Genomic DNA, 19,063 nt, shown 5'->3' with positions numbered 1-19,063 from the left:
TAATGATATTTTTTATGAGAACTTAAAACAATGCTTAAACTCTTGCAATCGTTTTTAGATTTTACACTAAATGATTATAATATTATTGATAATTTTGTTTTTTATATATATCATATTATTATTATGAATAAATTGATTTTACTGCTGGTTTTATCTCTTATGCCATTAAATATTTCTGCACTTACTCTTGATGAAGCCACTCTTTATGGCTCCCGTATATTAGTGTGTAATAATAGTGAAGTAAAATACTGGAAGTTAATTCAAGCTGGGAATAAAAATAACAACAGCAGCAGATATTTAATATATGATATATTAAAATACAAATCATACTCTCTAAATGAATGCTCACTTTATAAATGCAGCCCAGAGCCTGATAGAATGAATAAATGTATTATGAGAGATAAATAATATGCACCTTCATTTAAGACTTCCTTTCAGGCTGGACCCAGACACATTTTCTGCCCTTAAATCAAAAGATTTCACAATATTTCTTGCTGGTCAGTCTGCTGCTATGACTGGTGTATGGGTGCAGAAACTTGCAAATTCATGGCTTGTTTACAGGCTGACAGAATCCCCTTTAAAACTAGGGTTTATTGAGCTTTTAGCTAATGCACCTATTTTCATTGTAGGGCTTTTAGCTGGTGCATATCTTGAACAGCATGATAAAAGAAAAACTTTAATGCTTACTCAGTTTCTTACAATGCTCCATGCTGTTATTATGGCAGTGCTTGTTTTTACAAATATAATAAACTATTATTTTATTATGGCTTTAAGCCTGTATCTTGGTATAGTTTCAGCAATAGATATGCCTGCAAGGCAGTCATCTATTCTTTTAATGGTGAAAAGCAGAAAAACTTTAAAAAGTGCCCTTGCTTTGCAGTCTATGACATTTAATTTATCTCGGCTTATAGGGCCATCTATTGCAGGTTTTATTGTATATTATGCGGGAGAAGGGCTTTGTTTTTTACTAACAGCCATACTATACCTGCCTGTTTTGTTTGTGCTTTACCGCATAAAATTTAATGAAATGCCCCATGATAATAAAAAACATAATATGATAAAAGATGTAGCAGACGGCTTAAAATATGTTAAAAACTTTTATGCACTTAAAACTATGTTTATATTTTTGGCTGTTTTTGGTCTGTTTTCTTATTCATATACTGTCATGTTTCCAATATTTGCAAAAGATATTCTTCACGGAAATTCAAGACTTTTAGGGCTTTTAATGGGGCTTTTTGGATTTGGAGCAATAATAGGTGCTTTCTCTGTGGCATCAATTATGAGGCTTGAAGCTATGCCAAAACCTGTGATTAAAGTAAGCCTTTTATACTCTTTAAGTTTAGCTGTGTTTGCCATATCGCCATACCCTGCTCTTTCTATGATTACAGTTATCCCTGCAGGGCTTGGGCTTGTAGCAACTTTTATAGCAGCAAACACACTTTTTCAGACTATATCATCAGTAGAAATGAGAAGCAGAGTTATAAGTATATATACTATTGTTAATTTAGGGCTTGGACCTATCGGCTGTTTTCTAGCCGGCTCTATTACGGAACATATGCCACCACAGGCAACTATGCTTATATGGTGCTTTATAATGATGCTTGCTTCTTTTTATCTTTTTCTTAATATGAAAAAAATCAATAAAGAAATCCGACCAATAATTAGGGATTTGGATAAAACAGCTTAATTTTTATCATCACAAAAAAGGCTTATGATAGATTTTTTTAATTCTTTATCATCCTGCCCTTTCTGCCGCATAAGGCTAAGCATTGTATAAATATTTTCTTCGCCGTCCTTAGCTGAACTGCTGCCAGATATATAATCATTATACATTAATAATGCTTTATCGCATGTTACATTCTGCAATACTTCCTGCATATCTATATTTATCATTTCAGGTAGTTTTTCTTTTATAAAATTATCTCTTGTTTCCTGCAAAATTGCACCTGCACTTGCTGTTATTTCATTTATACTTTTTTCCACACCATTTAAGTCTTTTCCACTCGCCGCTTTTGATGCTTCATCTATCATTTTAGATGCAGTGCCAAATACATAACCTGCCAGCTCTTTCATGCTGATATTTTCTTCAATAACTTTTTGATAAATTATTCCCGCTAATACTGCAATAACTGCTGCAATTAAAATTGTCCGCATACATCACCTTTAAATTTTTTAACTATATCTATATTATTTTTCATCTTTTTGCAATATTTAATAATTGTAACAAAATACTTGACATATAAGCATTTTATCTTATACTATTCTATACCTTATCGTGAGCGGTGGAGGGACAGGCCCTTTGAAGCTGCAGCAACCGGCTATTTCTTTAACAGCAGATGGTGCTAATTCTTGCTCCATATTTAGGAGAGAGATAAGTTCTTATTATATTTAGTTCTTTTCTACCTGCCTTTATAATAAAGCCTTTTACGGTAAGCAGTATAATTCTTATGAGGTATATTTATGAAAAAAAAGCTGTCCATTGAAACTATTGCAGTTCACGGCACATATAAAAAAGATGAAACAGGGGCTACTAACCCTGCCATATACTTATCAAATGCATATCAGTTTAAAGATTCTGCTCATGCTGCAAACCTTTTTGATTTATCAGTTGCAGGCTATATTTATTCAAGGCTTAATAACCCTACTACTAATCACTTAGAAGAAACTGCTGCTGCATTAGAAGGCGGTGTAGCTGCTGTTGCATGTGCTACTGGTCAGTTTGCTGAATTTATGACTATTGCTTCTTTGGCAAAATGCGGAGATAATATAGTTGCTTCTAATCTGCTTTATGGCGGCACACATACTCTTTTTGCAAACCAGTTTACAAGGTTTGGCATAGAAATAAGATTTGCTGACCCGCATAATATTGATGATTTTGAAAAGCTGATAGATGATAATACAAAAGCAATATATATAGAATCAATAGCAAATCCGCAAGGGTTTGTGCCTAATTTTAAAAAGTTTGCAGCACTTGCTTCAAAGCATAAAGTGCCGCTTGTAGTTGATAACACATGTGCTACTCCATATTTAGTGAAACCTGTAAATTATGGAGCAGATATTGTTATACATTCGGCTACTAAATTTTTAGCAGGTCATGGTGCTGTGCTTGGCGGGCTTGTTATAGACAGCGGTAAATTTGACTGGGCAGCAAGCGGAAAATTTCCTGAGCTTACAACGCCTGATAAAAGCTATCACGGACTTATATTTACAGAACATTTTGGCAGTGCTGCTTTTGCTGCAAAAATGAGAGTAAGTGCTATGAGAGATATAGGCGGCACTATAAGCCCATTTAACTCATTTCTTATTCAGCAGGGTATAGGCACACTTCATCTTAGAATGGAAAGACATGTAGAAAATGCAAAAAAACTTGCTAAATTTTTACAAAATCATAAAAATGTTGCATGGGTTGACTATAACGGCTTAAAAGATAATAAAAACCATAAAAATGCTGATAAATTTTTAACTCTTGGTGGCGGCTCACTTTTAACTTTTGGTGTAAAAGGCGGGTTTGAAAAAAGCAAACAGTTTATAGAAAAAGTTTCTCTTGCACTGCATGTTTCAAACCTTGGAGATATTAAAACTATTGTTACTCACCCTGCAAGCACTACACACAGACAGCTGTCTGAACAGGAACTTGCTTCTTCTGGTGTTACTGCAGATTTAATAAGAGTATCTGTTGGTATTGAAAATATAGACGATATAACAGCTGATTTTGATAAGGCTCTGGGAAATTAATGGAAAAAGAAAACTCAATCGGAATAGTAAAAACAGAGTCTGTAACATTTAAAGATGAATTTTTTTTAGAAAGTGGAAGAATTTTATCCCCTGTTACTATTGCCTATGAGACTTACGGCACACTAAATGATAATAAAGATAATGTAATACTTGTATGCCATGCATTAACAGGCTCTGCACATGCTGCAGGGCTTTCATCTGCTAACGAAAATTCTGCAGGCTGGTGGGATGCAATGATTGGAGCAGGTAAAACAATTGATACTGATAAGTATTTTGTTATATGCTCAAATATATTAGGCAGCTGCTACGGCTCTACAGGTCCATCAAGTATTGACCCATATACTGGCAGCAGATATGCCCTAAAATTCCCAGTCGTTACTATTAGAGATATGGTAAAAGCACAAAAAAAACTGCTGAATTATCTGAATATTGAAAAACTTTTCTGTGTTATAGGCGGCTCAATGGGCGGAATGCAGTCGCTTGAATGGGCTATAACTTTTCCTGAAATGGTGGAAAATGCTGTTATAATTTCTGCAGCAGGAAGAATAACACCTATGGCAATGGCTTTTAATACTGTTGCAAGATATGCAATCACAAAAGACCCAAACTGGAATGAAGGTAATTATTATGGCAAAACAACCCCAAAAGATGGGCTTGCAATAGCCAGAATGGCAGGCCATATTACTTATCTTTCTGATGCTTCATTTAATGCTAAATTTGGCAGACGGCTTGGGTATCAGGACTCTATATTTGATTTTTCCAGCAGCTATGAAGTAGAAAACTATTTAAAATATAATGGATATAAATTTACTGAAAGATTTGATGCAAACAGCTACTTATATATTTTAAAAGCTATGGATATTTTTGATTTATCCTATGGATACGGCTCTTATGAAGATGCTTTAAAAAGGCTGAAAGCTAATACTCTTTTAATTGATTTTACCACAGATTTTTTATTTCCAGCCTACCAAATGGATGAAATGTATGATATTATGAAAAAATATGATAATAAAGTTGAGCGAGTAACAATAGATTCTGACTACGGTCATGATGCTTTTCTACTGGAGTTTGATGATTTATCTGCTGTTACTTTTTCATTTTTAGAAAAGGCAAGGAGAAAAAAGTATGTTTAGCTTATTTAATAAAGACAAGCAGATTGTAGATAAGTATATTAATGACTACAATATTAATAAAAATAATATATATTTTTTAAGACATAAACTATCATTTCAAGATAATCCAAAAGAATATTTAAATGATTTCTTTAAGGATATTAAGCAGGATAGTATAGTTGTTATTACTGAAACTATAGTATATGATGAAGATGCTTATATTAATGCTGCAGCAGCACAGATATATGATAACCACAGACGATTTTATACTGTTAATGAAATCCTTGATTTTATTAAGGATGATGCAAGACTTAGCTGTTTTCTCAATTTTAAAGAAACTGTTTATATTGATAATATAATACAGCAGGCAAAAGATGACACAGTGAAATATGAAATAGTTAAGCTTCTAAATGATTTTCCTGATAGTGTAAAAAATCTTTTATCATTTAAAGAAGAAAATGGCAGACTTGTTTCATTTGAAGCAAATGCAGCTGTTTTTATACTGATTAAAAAATAATAATTTATCAGCTGAAATTACATACTGGCAAAATTTATTTTCTGCCATCCTGTTAAAAGCCTAAAATTGAGTAATAGTTTCATCTACACAATGACTGTTATAATCAATAAAAAAATTAGCAATATCAATAGCTCTCATCTATTCTCCCTATTTGTAATATAAGGGTATGAACTGATTTGTCAATAAAAAAATAATATCAAAACTTCTACTGTTTATTAACTAATCACATATTGCTTTAAAACCATTCTTCCAGTTAGAAAGTTCTTCATTATTCAATGTTCTGCCATTAGCACATTTAGCACTTACAGCTTTACCATTTTTATAATTCACTTCTATATTTAAAGCGCCGCTTTCGTAGTATATTTTTACAAACCCATCTAGTTTGCCATTGTTTAAAATTTATAACACTTCATATTTGATGATTAAATTTGAGATATTATATTGAATAGAAAATGTATTATTTATTTACATATCTTCAATTAAGACTGAAACTACATAGCCTATAAAGATAAATAAAACAGTGAGTATAAAAATATACCATCGCATTATAAGCACCTGTAATCTAAAAATATATAACCGTATATACACGGTGTTTGAATAATACTATTTTAATTAATATTTGTCAATGGATATAAATAATATTTTTGCAAAAAGGCTTAGGGAGTTAAGAAAAAATAAAGGTTTTACGCAGGAAAAACTGGCGGAAATGTCAGATATTGATTATAAATATCTGCAAAAGCTGGAAAGTAAAAATCCATCATCGCCATCACTATCCGTTCTTGAAAAATTATCTCATGGTCTTGGTATAACTTTAACAGAATTTGTCACATTTATTGAAGAAGGCAGAAAGCAGTTATAAATCTTTTGGTTTATGTATGACTGCTTCAAGTTTAGTAATATCTATGCGGATAACATTAGTAACATTAAGTATTTTTTCAGAAAAATCATTCCATTTTTTACCTGTATATTTTTCCATAAGTAAATCAAGACCAAAATATTTATCTTCTTTACTTTCTAAAAATACAGGTATTCCTTCCCCATGTATTGATGCAAAATATGACGAATGACCGCAGGCGGTATCATGTGTTTTCAGGCTGTCAAACCTGTCAGCTTGAAAAGATATTTTTTCAGACTTTTTTAAAAGCGGTATTTTTCTGCCCTTTAACCCAGTATGAAAGTAAATTGCATTATTATAATAAGCAAAATTTACTGGAACAATATAAGATATGCCATTATCCACAAGTCCAAGTCGGATAATATCCATAGATTTTAAAGTTGCTGTTTTAATATTGTAATCAGTAACTATTCTTTCTTTTTTGCTCATTAATTTTGATACCCTAACCGTTTAGATATTTCTTTTGCATATTTTTTTTCAATAGGAAGTATATCATTAATAAGCCTGTCATGGCTCATTCTGTAACATGGACCTGCAACACTTATAGCCGCAACAGGTATGCCAAGATAATCCTTTATAGGCACAGCAATACAGCACACATTTTTTTCAAATTCCTGATTATCTATTGCATATTCATTTGCATTAACTTCTTTTAAATGTTTTTTTAATTCAGGAAGCGATGTAATAGTATAGTCTGTATATCTTTTAAGTCTTGCACCAAGATATATTTTATTAAGCTCATCTTCTCCAGAAAAAGCAAGCTGGACTTTACCAATGGAAGTGCAGTATGCAGGGACATCTTTACCAACACGGGATACAATGCGGACAGGGTGGTCAGCTTCCACTAAATCAAGATAAATAACATTGCCTTCACGAAGTATGCCAATATAGCAGGATTCGCCAATTTCTGAAACTATTTTCTCCATAAATGGACGAGCAAGCCGCAGAAACCCTAATTTATTAATAAATTTCTGCCCCAGATTAAATATACCTATACCAAGCCTGTAATTTTCTGTGGCAGGATTTTGCTCAATATATCCGCAGGATGATAATGTGGCAAGCAAACGGAATACATTATTTTTATGCAGCCCTAAAGTTTTAGAAAGCTCTGTAACACCAAACTCATCTTTATCATAGTTTGTTCTAAATACTTCAAACAGCTGCAGGGCATGCTGGACTGATTGGATAGAATTTACATTAGGCTTATACATACACAACTCCATCAGATATAGATATATGATACAATATGATTATAGAACAATATTATAGTTTATGCAAGAAAATAATTATAAAATGAAACAGAATGCTGCACTTAAACCTGTATTGATTTGATTTAACATAATAAAAATTATGTATTATTAATATATTATGGCGATAAAGCTGGTTATAAAAACCAGCTGTTATTATTTATTTTCTTCTAATTTAATATTCTTTTCTTCTTTTTTTGCAGATTTATTCTGCACCTGCGGCATAGGCTTTTTAAAAATATAAGTATCTATTAAAATTTTAATAAATGCAGCAATAGGCAGAGCAATAATCATACCTAAAAATCCAGCTAACGCACCACCTACCATTAATCCTACGATAACTACGACAGGGCTTATTCCTAAACTGTCACCCACTATTTTTGGAGTGATAACCATACTTTCAAGCACCTGCACTATAATGAAACCTATAACAGTATAAAGTGGGTGCATAAAATCATGGAATGTATATATTGCTGCAATAACTGAGCTTACTAAACCTATTGTAAAACCAACATAAGGTATCATAGCTCCAAAGCCTGTAAGCATGCCAAAGAAAAGCCAGCCTTTTACTCCTACAATCAAAAGGACTAATCCATAAAGACATGAAAGTATAAGCCCTACAAGGAACATTCCTCTAAAATATTTACCTATTAAGGCTTCAAATTGTGATAAATGTTCAACTATTTTTTGCATATTAAATCTCTCAACAAGTTTATTTGTATAAGTTTTAAAATCAGGAAAATCTGTAAGCAAAAAGAAAACAAGAACTGGCATAACAAATATATTCACTAAAACACCTGCAATATTTTTAACAGAAACTGCAGCAGTTGAAAGAGTGTTTAAAATATATTTTGATATAACCCCAAACCTTTCAGTAACATAGTTTTTACTTGTTTCTAAATCAAATGATGACTGGATATTATATTTAGCCAAAGTATCTTCAAGCCATATAAAAATGTTATTAATATACTGTGGTGTATGGGTAATCATATATGTAATATCTTTTATCATAGCAGGCACCATTACAGCAACAAGCACTATAATCATAAGCAGCAGTATAATTACAAGCAAAAGCACACTTAAAAACCTTGGTATATGCATACGGACAAATATTTCTACAAGTGGATTTAAAAGATAGGAAATTAAAACTGATACAATAAATAATAAAATTATATCTCTTGTAGCATAAAGCAGCAAAAGCATTACTATTGCTGATGTAAATATAATTATGTTTCTTAGATTAAAATCAATTTCATTAAATTTCATCTACTGCTCCATTACTATTGTATATTTTCAATATCCATATTGTTAGGGAAAAGTATAGATGCTTCTGCCTTTAAGTTTTCAAACTCATCTTTTTTACAGGCTTTTAAAAGTATTGTTAAATAATATTTTATAAAAGAGAAATTTCTGTATCCTTTTTCATATATTTTTTTGCAGTCTAGAGCCGCCTGCTCAAAATTAGAATTTTCAAAATTAATTTTAGCAGCTTCAAGCAGTGCTTCATTATAATCTGGATTTATTTCTATTGACTTATGTAAATCATTTAATGCTTCATTATCTTTTGAGAGCTGGTATCTTGCTAAAGCTCTGTGATAAAAAGCATCCGCAAAATCAGGACTTTTTGCAAGCACATCAGAAAAAGTTGCTTCTGCTTCATTCATAAGCCCCTGCTGAAAATATACCTGACCTAATAAAAATCTTGAACGCTGATGCTCTGGGTTTAAATCTATTGTTTTTTTAAGGGCAGCAGCAGCCTTGTCAAGAGCCATAAGGCGGAAATATGAAAGCCCGAGTTTATAAAGATACATTGATTTATCAGGTGCAATTTCTGCTGCTTTTGCAAAGTTCTGGCATGCAGGTGTCATCTGGTTTAAATCACTGTAACAAAGCCCAATATGGTAATATGCAGCAGCAATATCATAACCATTCTCATCTATATGCTCAGTTAATAGAGTAACAGCTTTATGTAAATCACCTGATAAGTATTCATCAATACCTGCATGAAGTTTATCCATATTAACTCTCCTGCTTTAAATTTCTCTGCAAGAATACCATATCTTCTGGCAGTTGTAAAGATATAGAAATAAGCTCGTTTGTATCTGGCTCCTTAAATTCTAAAAATGCAGAATGAAGTGCCTGCCGTTTAAATCCGTAAAACTCTCTTCCGCCATATAAACAGTCACCTATCAATGAATGACCCATATTTGCAGCATGAACTCTGATTTGATGTGTTCTGCCTGTAAAAATAGTAACTTCTGCTAAAAAGGCTCTTTTATATTTTTCTAATACTTTAAAATGGCTGACAGCTGTTTTGCCATCATCCCTTACAGCCATTTTCTGCCTGTTGTATTTATCTCTGCCAATAGGGGCTTCTATCTTTTTTTCTAAAAATGCAGGTGTTCCATGACATAATGCAAGGTATTTTTTAGTAATATTTCTATTTAAAAAAAGCTCTGAAAGCTTCATTCTATATTCTGCATTTTTAGCTATTATCATAAGCCCAGATGTATCTTTATCAAGACGGTGAACAATGCCGGGGCGGAAATCATTATCATCATCTTCTATAACAAATGTATAAAGCAGAGCATTTACAAGAGTATTATCATAATTTCCCGGAGCAGGATGCACTGTTAAGCCCGCAGGTTTATTTATAACTGCATAGTTTTCCTTATTTAATATAATATCAAAGGGTATATTTTGCGGTGTTAAGCTGGGCAGTTCTTCATTAGGAAATGTGATATGTATTTTATCCCCGACTTTAAGTTTAGCTGATTTTTTAACAGGTTTATCATTAACTAAAATAAGACCTTTTTCAAAAAGACTTATAATAAGGGACCTGCTTTTTTCAGAAAGCCTTGCACATGCTGCATCAGCTCTTTCATTATCTATATCATTGATATAGTCTTTTTCTTCCATAATAATATAGTTATAAGCAAAAAAGAAAATAAAACAAGCAAAACATAAAATATTTAAAAAAATTACACATTTACTGCTATTTTTACTTGACTATATTATAATAAATTGATAAAAATACAGTTCACTCTTGCTGCAGGATGATATATACCTGTGGCTAAAAACCGAAAGGGAGGTCCTGATGAGGACATATGAGACAATTTTTATTCTGAAGCCAGAATTATCAGCTGAAGAGCATGAAAAACACATTGAGTTTTACAAAGAAAACATCACTTCTCACGGTGGCGAAATTGTGAAAGTAGATGTATGGGGCAGGCAGACACTTGCTTATCCTATTGAAAAACATAATGAAGGCTATTATGTTTTAATCCAATTTACAGCAAATACTAACTACACTAATGATGAGTTAGAAAAACGCTTTCAGTTTAATGAAAATATCATTCGTTATGTTATCGTTATGCTTGATGAAAAAAGGTTTAAACAAAACCCACGCAAAGAGCCAGTTCGTAAAGAACGACCTGCTGCTGAAAAGTCAGGTAAACCAAGAAATGAAAATGAAGAAGATACTGATGGTATACCGTCAGAAGATATTGTTGAAGTTACTGAAAACGAAGAAAAGTAGTTTCTATCAGGGAGTAAATTATGGCTTCTTACAATAAAGTAGTTTTATTAGGTAATGTTACAAGAACACCAGATGTGCGAAACCTGCCCGGCAGTGCAACTGTTGTTGCAACAACAGGGCTTGCTACTAACCGCAGATATAAAGATAAAGAAGAAGTGATGTTTATAGATATTGTAGTTTATGGCAAACAGGCAGAAACTATTGGTATGTATGTTACAAAAGGCACACCACTTTTAGTTGAAGGCAGGTTATCTTTCAGACAGTGGGAGCAGGAAGGTCAAAAACGCAGTAAACATGAAGTCATAGTTGAGTCTTTCCAAATGATGGGAGGACGCAAAGACAGAACGGATTTTGATGAAAGCATGGTAGATAAAGATGATTTGAAAATGCCTGCTGATGATAGTATGATTCGTGACGAAGATGTCCCTTTTTAAATTTAGCTTAAATACAACGGAGGATAGTTATGGCTGTTATTAAAAAAAGATTTCAAAAGAAAAAAGTCTGCCGTTTTTGTGTAGACAAAATAGATATTGATTATAAAGATGCAAAACTTTTACGCCAGTTTATCACAGAAAGAGGTAAAATTATGCCTAGAAGGTTAACTGGCACTTGTGCAAAACACCAAAGGAACTTAGCTGCTGCAGTTAAAACTGCAAGAATTATTGCACTTGTTCCGTTTACTCTTAATAAATAATTATTTTGTAATATATGAGCTGGCATTAAGCCAGCTTAATTAATATATATTGTGGCAGTCAATGAATAAATCAATTCAGCTTTACCCTGTTTTAAGTTTTTTAACATTTTATATGATACAAATATCATCAAAAACTTATTTTGCAGTTTTTGGTATATTCTTATATATTGCTGCAGGCGTAGCTTTCCTTGCATATCTTGAATCCAGTGAAAGAAACAGAAAATCAGATATTATATCTTTTATAATATATATACTTTTTACAGCATTATTTTTTATACTTCCAAGTGCTGGAAGCATGATAGAAAAAACTGGGCTTTTATTAAACAGTGCAAACCTTAAAATATGGTGGATGCCTTTATATATTGCTGCAATTTTTATTCCTGTCTTTTTTCTTTATAAAAATAGAAAAAGTAACAAACCTTTATATATACCAGTAGTGATTTCTGCAGCAGTGCCTGCATTATTAACTGGTGCATTACTAATATTTTTTGCAGATATAAGAAACGGTGCAGTTGCAGCAGTTGCAAATATTATACAGACAAGCATTATTGACACATTAATCAAAATGAAAGAAACAATGCAGATATCAGATTATTATGCAGATATGCTTTCATATCTTATATTAAATAAAGAAACAGTTGCAAAACAGACTGTTTATATGATACCTGCCGCAATTTCTTCTGTATTTGTTTTGATAACATACATGTGCGACAGAATGAAGCCAGTTTTCAAAGATAATGCTTTTATAATTAGAGAATTCAGACTTCCTGATAATTTAGTATGGATATTAATTTTAGGCGGTTTTTTAATACTTGCACAAAATGAAGGATTAAAATATGTATCATATAATGTAATTGCTTTATTTGCATTATTATATTTTTTCCAAGGTCTGCAGGTAGTAAACAAAGCATTTGATAAATTTCAAGTTTCAATTTTTATAAGGTCATTACTTTTTTTATTTATATTTCTTTATTTTACTGTTGTAGCTTCTATTATAGTTTTAATAGGAATATTCAGCATTTGGTTTAAGCCAAAATGGCTTGAAAAAGACAGCTCTAATACAGATAAAAAGGAAAATGATAATGGCAGAAACTTTTAAGGGAAATAAAACGAAAGCTGCAAAAGTAGCTATGAGTGTAGCATTTTGTCTTGCAGTGTCAAAAGCAGCAGTTGGTTTTTTGACTGGTTCATTATCTATTCTTTCTTCTGCAGTAGATTCTATTTTAGATATTGCTGCATCATTTTTTAACTTTATTGCTATAAAAAAAGCGGAAGAGCCTGCAGATACAGGGCACCAGTATGGTCATGGCAAATATGAAGCTATGGCAACTTTTATTCAGTCAATAATAATTTTTGTATCAGGACTTTTTATTCTGCTTTCTGCATGGGATAAGTTTATACACAATAAACACCCTGAAGTATCAAGTGCAGGTTTTGTTGTAATGGGTATATCTATTGCAGCAACTATATTTTTAACAATTTATTTAAGATATGTGGCAAAAAAAGAAAAATCATCAGTTTTAGAAGCTGATGCAATGCACTATTCCATAGATTTATACACAAATATTGGCATTTTAGCAGCTCTCTTTATTATCAAACTTACAGGCTGGACAGTAATAGACTCTATTGTTGCAGCTTTGGTTGCAATATATATTATTTTTTCAGCTATTAAATTAAGTGTTCAGGTTTCAAAACAGCTGCTTGATTCTCGTATTGAAGAAGAAGCATATAATAAACTGTTAAAAGTATTAGACAGCTTTGGCAGCTATCATCTTGATTTTCACAGACTCCGCACAAGAAGTGCAGGCAATGAAATTTTTATAGATATGCACTTAACATTATGCAGAAAACTAACTCTTGATGAAGTGCATCAAATCACAGATGTAATAGAAAATGCCATATCAAAAGAAATTTCAGGTGCAGATATTACAATCCACCCAGAGCCATGCAGTCATACAGATAATGACCATGGAAAATGCAACTCATCACGCATAAGGGAAGGTCTTAAAAAACTGCAAAAGTAATTAAGAATTTTTGATGTGAAAATCTATTAAAGGGCAAGTTAAGTTTAAATTATAGCTTTACTCATAATGAATATTGCAAAAGAATTTAAAATCCATAAATTCATACTTAGCCTGCTTCCACCCCACCTCTGTCATGCTGAGCCTAAAAAGCGAAGCAACTAAGATGCTGGATATTTTAAATATATTATATGCTGCTTTAAATATATATAATTTAGATTTTTCGCCTTTAAAAATCAGACTTAAAATGACTGATATACAAAATTTTGGCTAATTCCAAATATGCTGTTTCTTACCCACTAAACTTAATCAATGGGTAAAATTTTTAAAAAATTTACCCATTGATTATTGTTATTGAAATTTTCCTTTTGAAACAACTTCAAAAATAGTTTTTGCATTAGTATGAACAGTATTCGCTATTTCGTCTGTTTGATTAGCAATGTCTGCATTTGTTTTTGTCAGTTCATTTAATTCACTGAAAGTACTACTTACTGAGTCTATACTAGAAACCTGCTCTGTAATACTGCTGCACATTTCATTTACAGATAAAATAAGTGAATTTGTATTTTTTTCTATTTCAGATAATGACTGAGATGTTTTTTCTGCAAGCTTTCGCACTTCATCTGCAACAACTGCAAACCCTCTTCCCTGCTCTCCTGCTCTTGCTGCCTCAATAGAAGCATTTAATGCAAGTAAATTAGTTTGGTCTGCTATATCATGGATAATAGTTATTACATTTTTTATCGCATCGCTCTGCTGTATCATATTTTGTGCTTTATCATTAATTTCTGCCATAGCTTCATCTATCTCTTCCATTGCAGAAACACTTGCAGATAGTGAATTATATTGAGCATTAGAGCCAATTGTTAATTTATTCATATTATCTTTTAATAATTCTGCTTTCTCTTCTAATGTGTTTGCTACATTAACATTATCCCGTAACATTTCTGAAACTTCATCAGCAACTTTATTTAAAGCTACTTCTAAATTGGACTGTGCAGGATTAAATCTAGGTGTAAAATCAACTTGTGCAAAAGTTTGTATAACATTATCAATATGATTAATATCTGCACCTATTTTACCTTTTAAAGATAATATCGTTTCATTAACAAGGCTTACAAATTCCTTTAAAAGAGGGTTGGAAGGCTGTATTTGAATAGTTTTATCAAGAAAACCTTGTTTAATTTCATTAAATATAGTAATAGCTTCTTTAACCATTTCATTGTTTTTATTATTGTTCTCTACAATAAGCTCAACTTCGTGATTAATAAGATATGCCATAATACCAAATTCATCTTTATTATTTTTTACTTGTATTTTATCTACATGATTTTTTTCAAAATTAAGAAAAAGAAAAAAGTTTTCCAGTCCATTTTTTATATGTGTTAAAGGTTTAAGAGTAATTGTAACAAGAAGATACATAAGTATAACGCCTATCAAAATAAAAGTTATCCCTAAAATTATGGAAATTTTTAACTGTCTGTTTACAGGTTCATAGTATATATTTTCAGGCAAAGATACACATAAAGTCCATCTTAAAGTAGGAGAAACTGCACATGAAGCTACAAATTTTTCATTTCTTGTATTTACATATTTAATTAAGTTTTCGCTGTTATTATTGCTTTTTATTTTGTTATTAATAAATTTTGCACTTGCATTTTCTTTCATAATAAGATTTTCTATATCATGGATTACAACTCTGTCTTTTTCGTCAAATACCCATACTCTTCCGCCTTTTTCAACTTCTATACTTAATATGGCATTTTGAATATAATCCAGAGTAACAAATCCTGCTACAGAGCCTTTAAAGCCGTTTTCTAATATAGGGTTATAAAATGCTATGGCATTCTTCCCGCCTGTTGCTGTAACATAAGGTGCTGTTGCTCCAGATTTCATATTTGTTTCAGCATCAATATACCAGTCTTTTGTTCTAGGATCATATCCTGTATCAGGAGTAGCATGTTTGCCGTTAGAGCGAATCATTCTGCCATTTGTATTTCCTGTAAATACAAGCCCAAAATCACCCTGTTGTTTTGCAGCATACAAATATTCTGTCATTTTATCAATATCGTTTTCAGGCATTGTTTTTATAATTTCGGAAAGACCTTTTATTATCCCTATTTTTTCATTGGCAAAGTTTTCAAGAATGATTATGCCATTTTTTACTGTTGCATTTTGAGAGTGTTCTAGCAAATACAAAGTATCTCTCTTCATTAAGAAATAATTGATTAATGATAATAAAACAACACATATTGCAATAATTAATGATAGAGATATTACTATTCTTTTTTTCACATCCATAAAACAACCTCTTTATTTTAATATAAATATGCCAGCTTTATAATAAGCAGCCATATTCATAATATATTTTGAAATTATTTAACAAGTGCTAATGTAATGCTGATTAACAGCATTCAACAAGCCTTTATATATACATTCTGCACTGTATCTGCTCTTGGTGCTTTACCTGATTTTCTATTTTTTTGTTTTATAATATTCTGTAATAATATTAAAAATATCTTAATTATTGCATTATGTCATAAATAATTTAATTTTTCAATAGCTGTTTTTTATTAAAATATTTTTCTATGCTTATAATTTATGACTGCATTACTATTTCTCAATAAATCAGCTGCCATTTCATCTTTAAAAGTATCATACTGTAATATATACTATATATATTTTGCATGTGTTATTTAAAAAGACAGTGTTCTAAAAAGTTTGCAATTTTAACTATAACTTATCATATAGATTATTCATTTTCATTCATAGTAGATACTTATGCAGTGATTACAACTTAAATATTTTGGGGCATTATCTTCAAGACTTTATAATGATTATATTTCTTTAACCAGATATTATTATAAGTATAGCTGATGTAATATATTAATGTAATATGTTTAGCCTTTAAAATCAGGCTCAAAATGACTTTAATATAAAATTTTTAGATAAGTCAAAATTTGCTTTTTTTACTCACTAAACTTAATCAATGTGTAAAATTTTAAAAAATTTACCCATTATGTAAGAGTATAAGACATATGTTACAAAAATAAGTATAACAAAATACCTCTTAGTATATAGTATAAAATTAAGCAAAAAACTAAACTAAACTAAGAGGTATAACAATGAATAAAGTGATAATAACAGAAGAAATGCGATTTCGTCAACGGTTATGTGAGTATGCATTAAAAAAAGGAGCAACGAAAGCAGCCCGCAAATATCAAGTGAACCGTATGTTTGTATACAGGCATTTAAAGAAATATGATGGAACAGTTCAGAGTTTATCTTTTAAAAGTCGTAGACCAAGAACCAGTCCAAATAAGCATAGTAAAGAAGAGCTTGATTTAATATTTAACACATATGCCGAACATGGTTTGTATGGTAATGCGGAGGTATATGTCAGACTTCTAGAAATTGGTTATAATCGTAGTTTTGGCAGTATGTGTATGCAGATAAGGAAGAAAGGCTTAAAGTCATTAAACAAGTCAAAAAAGAGCTATACAAGATATGAACCAATAACAGGTCAGTATATAGGCGACAAGGTTCAGATAGATATAAAATATGTTCCACAGGAATGTATAATGTTTTCCAGCTATGGTAAAAAATATTATCAGATAACAGCGATAGATGAATACAGCAGAATGAGAATATTAGAAATAGTAGAAGAAAAAAGCACATTTGAAACAGGTAAGTTTTTAGACGAACTGGAAAGTAAATTTGGCTTTCCACTAAAAACAATTCAAGTGGATAATGGCTATGAGTTTGTAAATGATAAGGAAGTTACAAACAAGAAAAGCTATTTTGAAGAGACAGCTGAAAAGAAAGGATATACTATTAAACGAATAAGACCTTATTCACCTTGGCAGAATGGAAAGGTGGAAAGAAGTCATAGAGAGGATGGAAAAATTTTATATGCAAATAATAAATTCTATTCCAAAGATGAATTAATTAAGGCTCTTAAACAGCATGAAGATAGATATAATAATACTGCTAAAACATGCTTAAATTTTAAATCTCCATATGAGATTGTTATTGAAAATAAATTATTGCTTGATTTATATTAAATTAAGATTTATTTTTTATTAAAAATGTAACATATGTCCTGTTAGTTAAGAAAAATTTTAAAAAATTTACCCATTATCTATTGATTTTTTTGATTGCTTATATATAATTAAAATTATATTAAGGTGTATCATTTGGATAAAATAAATATTACAGATAATATGGAAACAGTATCCATATTAAAAAAAGTTAATATTGCAAATAAAAAGCTTGCAGAGCTTAAAGGTATTGTGAAAACAATTCCTAATGAAAAAATATTGATTAACTTCATATTTTTACAGGAAGCTAAAGACAGCTCTGCTATTGAAAATATTATTACAACACATGATGAACTTTATAAACAGTTTATTTTTGATAAATCACAACATATTGCAGCAAAAGAAGTAGAAAATTATGTAGAAGCACTATACAGTGGCTATGATATTATTAAAAATACTGAGCTTTTAACAATAAATGGAATATGTGAAATTCAGTCTATACTTGAAAGAAATAATGCTGGAATTAGAAGTCAAAGTGGAACTAAAATATTAAATGCTGCAACAGGTAAAGTTATTTATGAACCACCACAAACAAAACAGGAAATAGAAATATTATTTGCTGACTTAGAAAACTTTATTAATAATGATGCTTTATATCCAGAACTTGATAATCTTATTAAAATGGCAATAATTCATTATCAGTTTGAAAAAATTCATCCTTTTTTTGACGGTAATGGCAGAACTGGTCGTATTATCAATGTGCTATACTTAACTTTAAAAAAACTTTTAGACAGTCCAGTTTTATATTTAAGTAAATATATTATAGAAAATAAGCAGGAATATTACAGTAAAATTGATTATGTTACAAAAACAAATGATTATGAACCATATATATTATTTATGCTTGATGCAGTTTATGAAACTTCATGCCATACTATCAGTATTGTTGAGAAAATATCAAAAACAATGATGGAAGTAAAACATAAAATAAGAGATGAATTAAAACTCAATTACTATTCTCAGGAACTTATAAATGCTCTTTTTTATATGCCATATACAAAAATTGCATTTATAGAAGAATATTTAAATATTACTAGAAGAACATCAGCTAAATATTTAAACGAATTATGTGAATATAATATTTTATCTAAACATAAATTAGGCAATAATGTATATTATATAAATGAAACATTAGCTAATATATTATCTAATACATAAGTAATGGGTAAAATCTGCTGATTTTTACACACCAAACTTAATCTAT

General features: G+C 30.7%; 20 protein-coding genes and 1 riboswitch. Of the genes, 13 read left to right on the top strand and 7 right to left on the bottom strand.

The genetic code is table 11. The features are described from left to right. Nucleotides 1-123: 123 nt before the first annotated feature. Nucleotides 124-408: a hypothetical protein gene (locus tag N508_RS07335; RefSeq protein WP_143815584.1), complete on the top strand. Its 285-nt coding sequence runs from the start codon at nucleotides 124-126 to the stop codon at nucleotides 406-408. Nucleotide 409: 1 nt separating this feature from the next. Continuing rightward, nucleotides 410-1,687: an MFS transporter gene (locus tag N508_RS07330; protein WP_023275772.1), complete on the top strand. Its 1,278-nt coding sequence runs from the start codon at nucleotides 410-412 to the stop codon at nucleotides 1,685-1,687. Here N508_RS07330 and N508_RS07325 read toward each other — a convergent pair. Continuing rightward, nucleotides 1,684-2,154 carry a hypothetical protein gene (locus N508_RS07325; protein ID WP_023275771.1) on the bottom strand — a complete coding sequence of 157 codons (471 nt, stop codon included), beginning with the start codon at nucleotides 2,152-2,154 and terminating at the stop codon, nucleotides 1,684-1,686. The genes N508_RS07330 and N508_RS07325 overlap by 4 nt on opposite strands. Before the next feature lie 113 nt (nucleotides 2,155-2,267). Beyond that, nucleotides 2,268-2,378: riboswitch (SAM riboswitch) on the top strand. Between the two features lie 76 nt (nucleotides 2,379-2,454). Between N508_RS07325 and N508_RS07320 the strand changes: the two genes are divergently transcribed. The 4 genes from N508_RS07320 to N508_RS07305 all read left to right on the top strand — a co-directional run bounded on the left by N508_RS07320 (nucleotide 2,455) and on the right by N508_RS07305 (nucleotide 6,223). Next, on the top strand, nucleotides 2,455-3,735 hold the full coding sequence (locus N508_RS07320) for an O-acetylhomoserine aminocarboxypropyltransferase/cysteine synthase family protein (RefSeq protein WP_143815585.1): 1,281 nt from the start codon (nucleotides 2,455-2,457) through the stop codon (nucleotides 3,733-3,735). Continuing rightward, nucleotides 3,735-4,868, top strand: a complete 1,134-nt coding sequence (gene metX / locus N508_RS07315; RefSeq protein ID WP_023275769.1) for a homoserine O-acetyltransferase MetX — start codon at nucleotides 3,735-3,737, stop codon at nucleotides 4,866-4,868. Before N508_RS07320 ends, metX begins: the two co-directional genes overlap by 1 nt. Continuing rightward, nucleotides 4,861-5,364, top strand: a complete 504-nt coding sequence (locus N508_RS07310) for a hypothetical protein (protein WP_023275768.1) — start codon at nucleotides 4,861-4,863, stop codon at nucleotides 5,362-5,364. Before metX ends, N508_RS07310 begins: the two co-directional genes overlap by 8 nt. Nucleotides 5,365-5,989: 625 nt before the next feature. Continuing rightward, entirely contained in the window at nucleotides 5,990-6,223 is a 234-nt protein-coding gene (locus N508_RS07305) for a helix-turn-helix domain-containing protein (protein ID WP_023275767.1), read from the top strand. Here N508_RS07305 and N508_RS07300 read toward each other — a convergent pair. The 5 genes from N508_RS07300 to N508_RS07280 all read right to left on the bottom strand — a co-directional run bounded on the left by N508_RS07300 (nucleotide 6,218) and on the right by N508_RS07280 (nucleotide 10,425). Continuing rightward, entirely contained in the window at nucleotides 6,218-6,688 is a 471-nt protein-coding gene (locus N508_RS07300; protein ID WP_023275766.1) for a pyridoxamine 5'-phosphate oxidase family protein, read from the bottom strand. The two genes, N508_RS07305 and N508_RS07300, sit on opposite strands and share 6 nt — an antisense overlap. Beyond that, on the bottom strand, nucleotides 6,688-7,470 hold the full coding sequence (locus N508_RS07295) for an IclR family transcriptional regulator (protein WP_023275765.1): 783 nt from the start codon (nucleotides 7,468-7,470) through the stop codon (nucleotides 6,688-6,690). Before N508_RS07295 ends, N508_RS07300 begins: the two co-directional genes overlap by 1 nt. Before the next feature lie 192 nt (nucleotides 7,471-7,662). Continuing rightward, a complete protein-coding gene (locus tag N508_RS07290; protein ID WP_023275764.1) occupies nucleotides 7,663-8,772 on the bottom strand; it encodes an AI-2E family transporter in 1,110 nt (369 codons plus the stop codon). A gap of 14 nt (nucleotides 8,773-8,786) precedes the next feature. Continuing rightward, on the bottom strand, nucleotides 8,787-9,524 hold the full coding sequence (locus tag N508_RS07285) for a tetratricopeptide repeat protein (RefSeq protein ID WP_023275763.1): 738 nt from the start codon (nucleotides 9,522-9,524) through the stop codon (nucleotides 8,787-8,789). A gap of 1 nt (nucleotide 9,525) precedes the next feature. Next, a complete protein-coding gene (locus N508_RS07280; RefSeq protein WP_023275762.1) occupies nucleotides 9,526-10,425 on the bottom strand; it encodes an RluA family pseudouridine synthase in 900 nt (299 codons plus the stop codon). A gap of 178 nt (nucleotides 10,426-10,603) precedes the next feature. Here N508_RS07280 and rpsF point away from each other — a divergent pair, with 178 nt between their 5' ends. The 5 genes from rpsF (at nucleotide 10,604) to N508_RS07255 (ending at nucleotide 13,762) form a co-directional block, all read left to right on the top strand. Beyond that, nucleotides 10,604-11,044, top strand: a complete 441-nt coding sequence (rpsF, locus tag N508_RS07275) for a 30S ribosomal protein S6 (RefSeq protein WP_023275761.1) — start codon at nucleotides 10,604-10,606, stop codon at nucleotides 11,042-11,044. Between the two features lie 20 nt (nucleotides 11,045-11,064). Further along, nucleotides 11,065-11,478, top strand: a complete 414-nt coding sequence (gene ssb, locus N508_RS07270; RefSeq protein WP_023275760.1) for a single-stranded DNA-binding protein — start codon at nucleotides 11,065-11,067, stop codon at nucleotides 11,476-11,478. A gap of 29 nt (nucleotides 11,479-11,507) precedes the next feature. Continuing rightward, complete coding sequence (rpsR, locus tag N508_RS07265) at nucleotides 11,508-11,738, top strand: 30S ribosomal protein S18 (protein WP_023275759.1); 231 nt, start codon at nucleotides 11,508-11,510, stop codon at nucleotides 11,736-11,738. Nucleotides 11,739-11,799: 61 nt separating this feature from the next. Beyond that, on the top strand, nucleotides 11,800-12,837 hold the full coding sequence (locus N508_RS07260) for a DUF2232 domain-containing protein (RefSeq protein ID WP_023275758.1): 1,038 nt from the start codon (nucleotides 11,800-11,802) through the stop codon (nucleotides 12,835-12,837). Next, nucleotides 12,821-13,762 carry a cation diffusion facilitator family transporter gene (locus N508_RS07255; RefSeq protein ID WP_023275757.1) on the top strand — a complete coding sequence of 314 codons (942 nt, stop codon included), beginning with the start codon at nucleotides 12,821-12,823 and terminating at the stop codon, nucleotides 13,760-13,762. The genes N508_RS07260 and N508_RS07255 overlap by 17 nt, the downstream gene beginning before the upstream one ends. 348 nt (nucleotides 13,763-14,110) lie before the next feature. On the opposite strand, the gene N508_RS07250 is transcribed toward N508_RS07255, so the two are convergent. Next, nucleotides 14,111-16,060, bottom strand: a complete 1,950-nt coding sequence (locus N508_RS07250) for a methyl-accepting chemotaxis protein (RefSeq protein WP_023275756.1) — start codon at nucleotides 16,058-16,060, stop codon at nucleotides 14,111-14,113. Nucleotides 16,061-16,884: 824 nt separating this feature from the next. On the opposite strand from N508_RS07250, the gene N508_RS07245 reads away from it, so the two are divergent. Both N508_RS07245 and N508_RS07240 read left to right on the top strand, forming a co-directional pair. After that, the gene (locus N508_RS07245; RefSeq protein ID WP_023276087.1) at nucleotides 16,885-17,823 is read left to right on the top strand and encodes a DDE-type integrase/transposase/recombinase; all 939 of its coding nucleotides are present in this window, start codon (nucleotides 16,885-16,887) and stop codon (nucleotides 17,821-17,823) included. A gap of 123 nt (nucleotides 17,824-17,946) precedes the next feature. Continuing rightward, nucleotides 17,947-19,017 carry a Fic family protein gene (locus N508_RS07240; RefSeq protein ID WP_040637439.1) on the top strand — a complete coding sequence of 357 codons (1,071 nt, stop codon included), beginning with the start codon at nucleotides 17,947-17,949 and terminating at the stop codon, nucleotides 19,015-19,017. Nucleotides 19,018-19,063: the final 46 nt, after the last annotated feature.

Source organism: Mucispirillum schaedleri ASF457, from assembly GCF_000487995.2.
Taxonomy (GTDB): Bacteria; Chrysiogenota; Deferribacteres; order Deferribacterales; family Mucispirillaceae; genus Mucispirillum; species Mucispirillum schaedleri.
The sequence above is the reverse complement of the archived record's forward strand: the minus strand, read 5'-3'. Positions and strand labels throughout refer to the sequence as shown.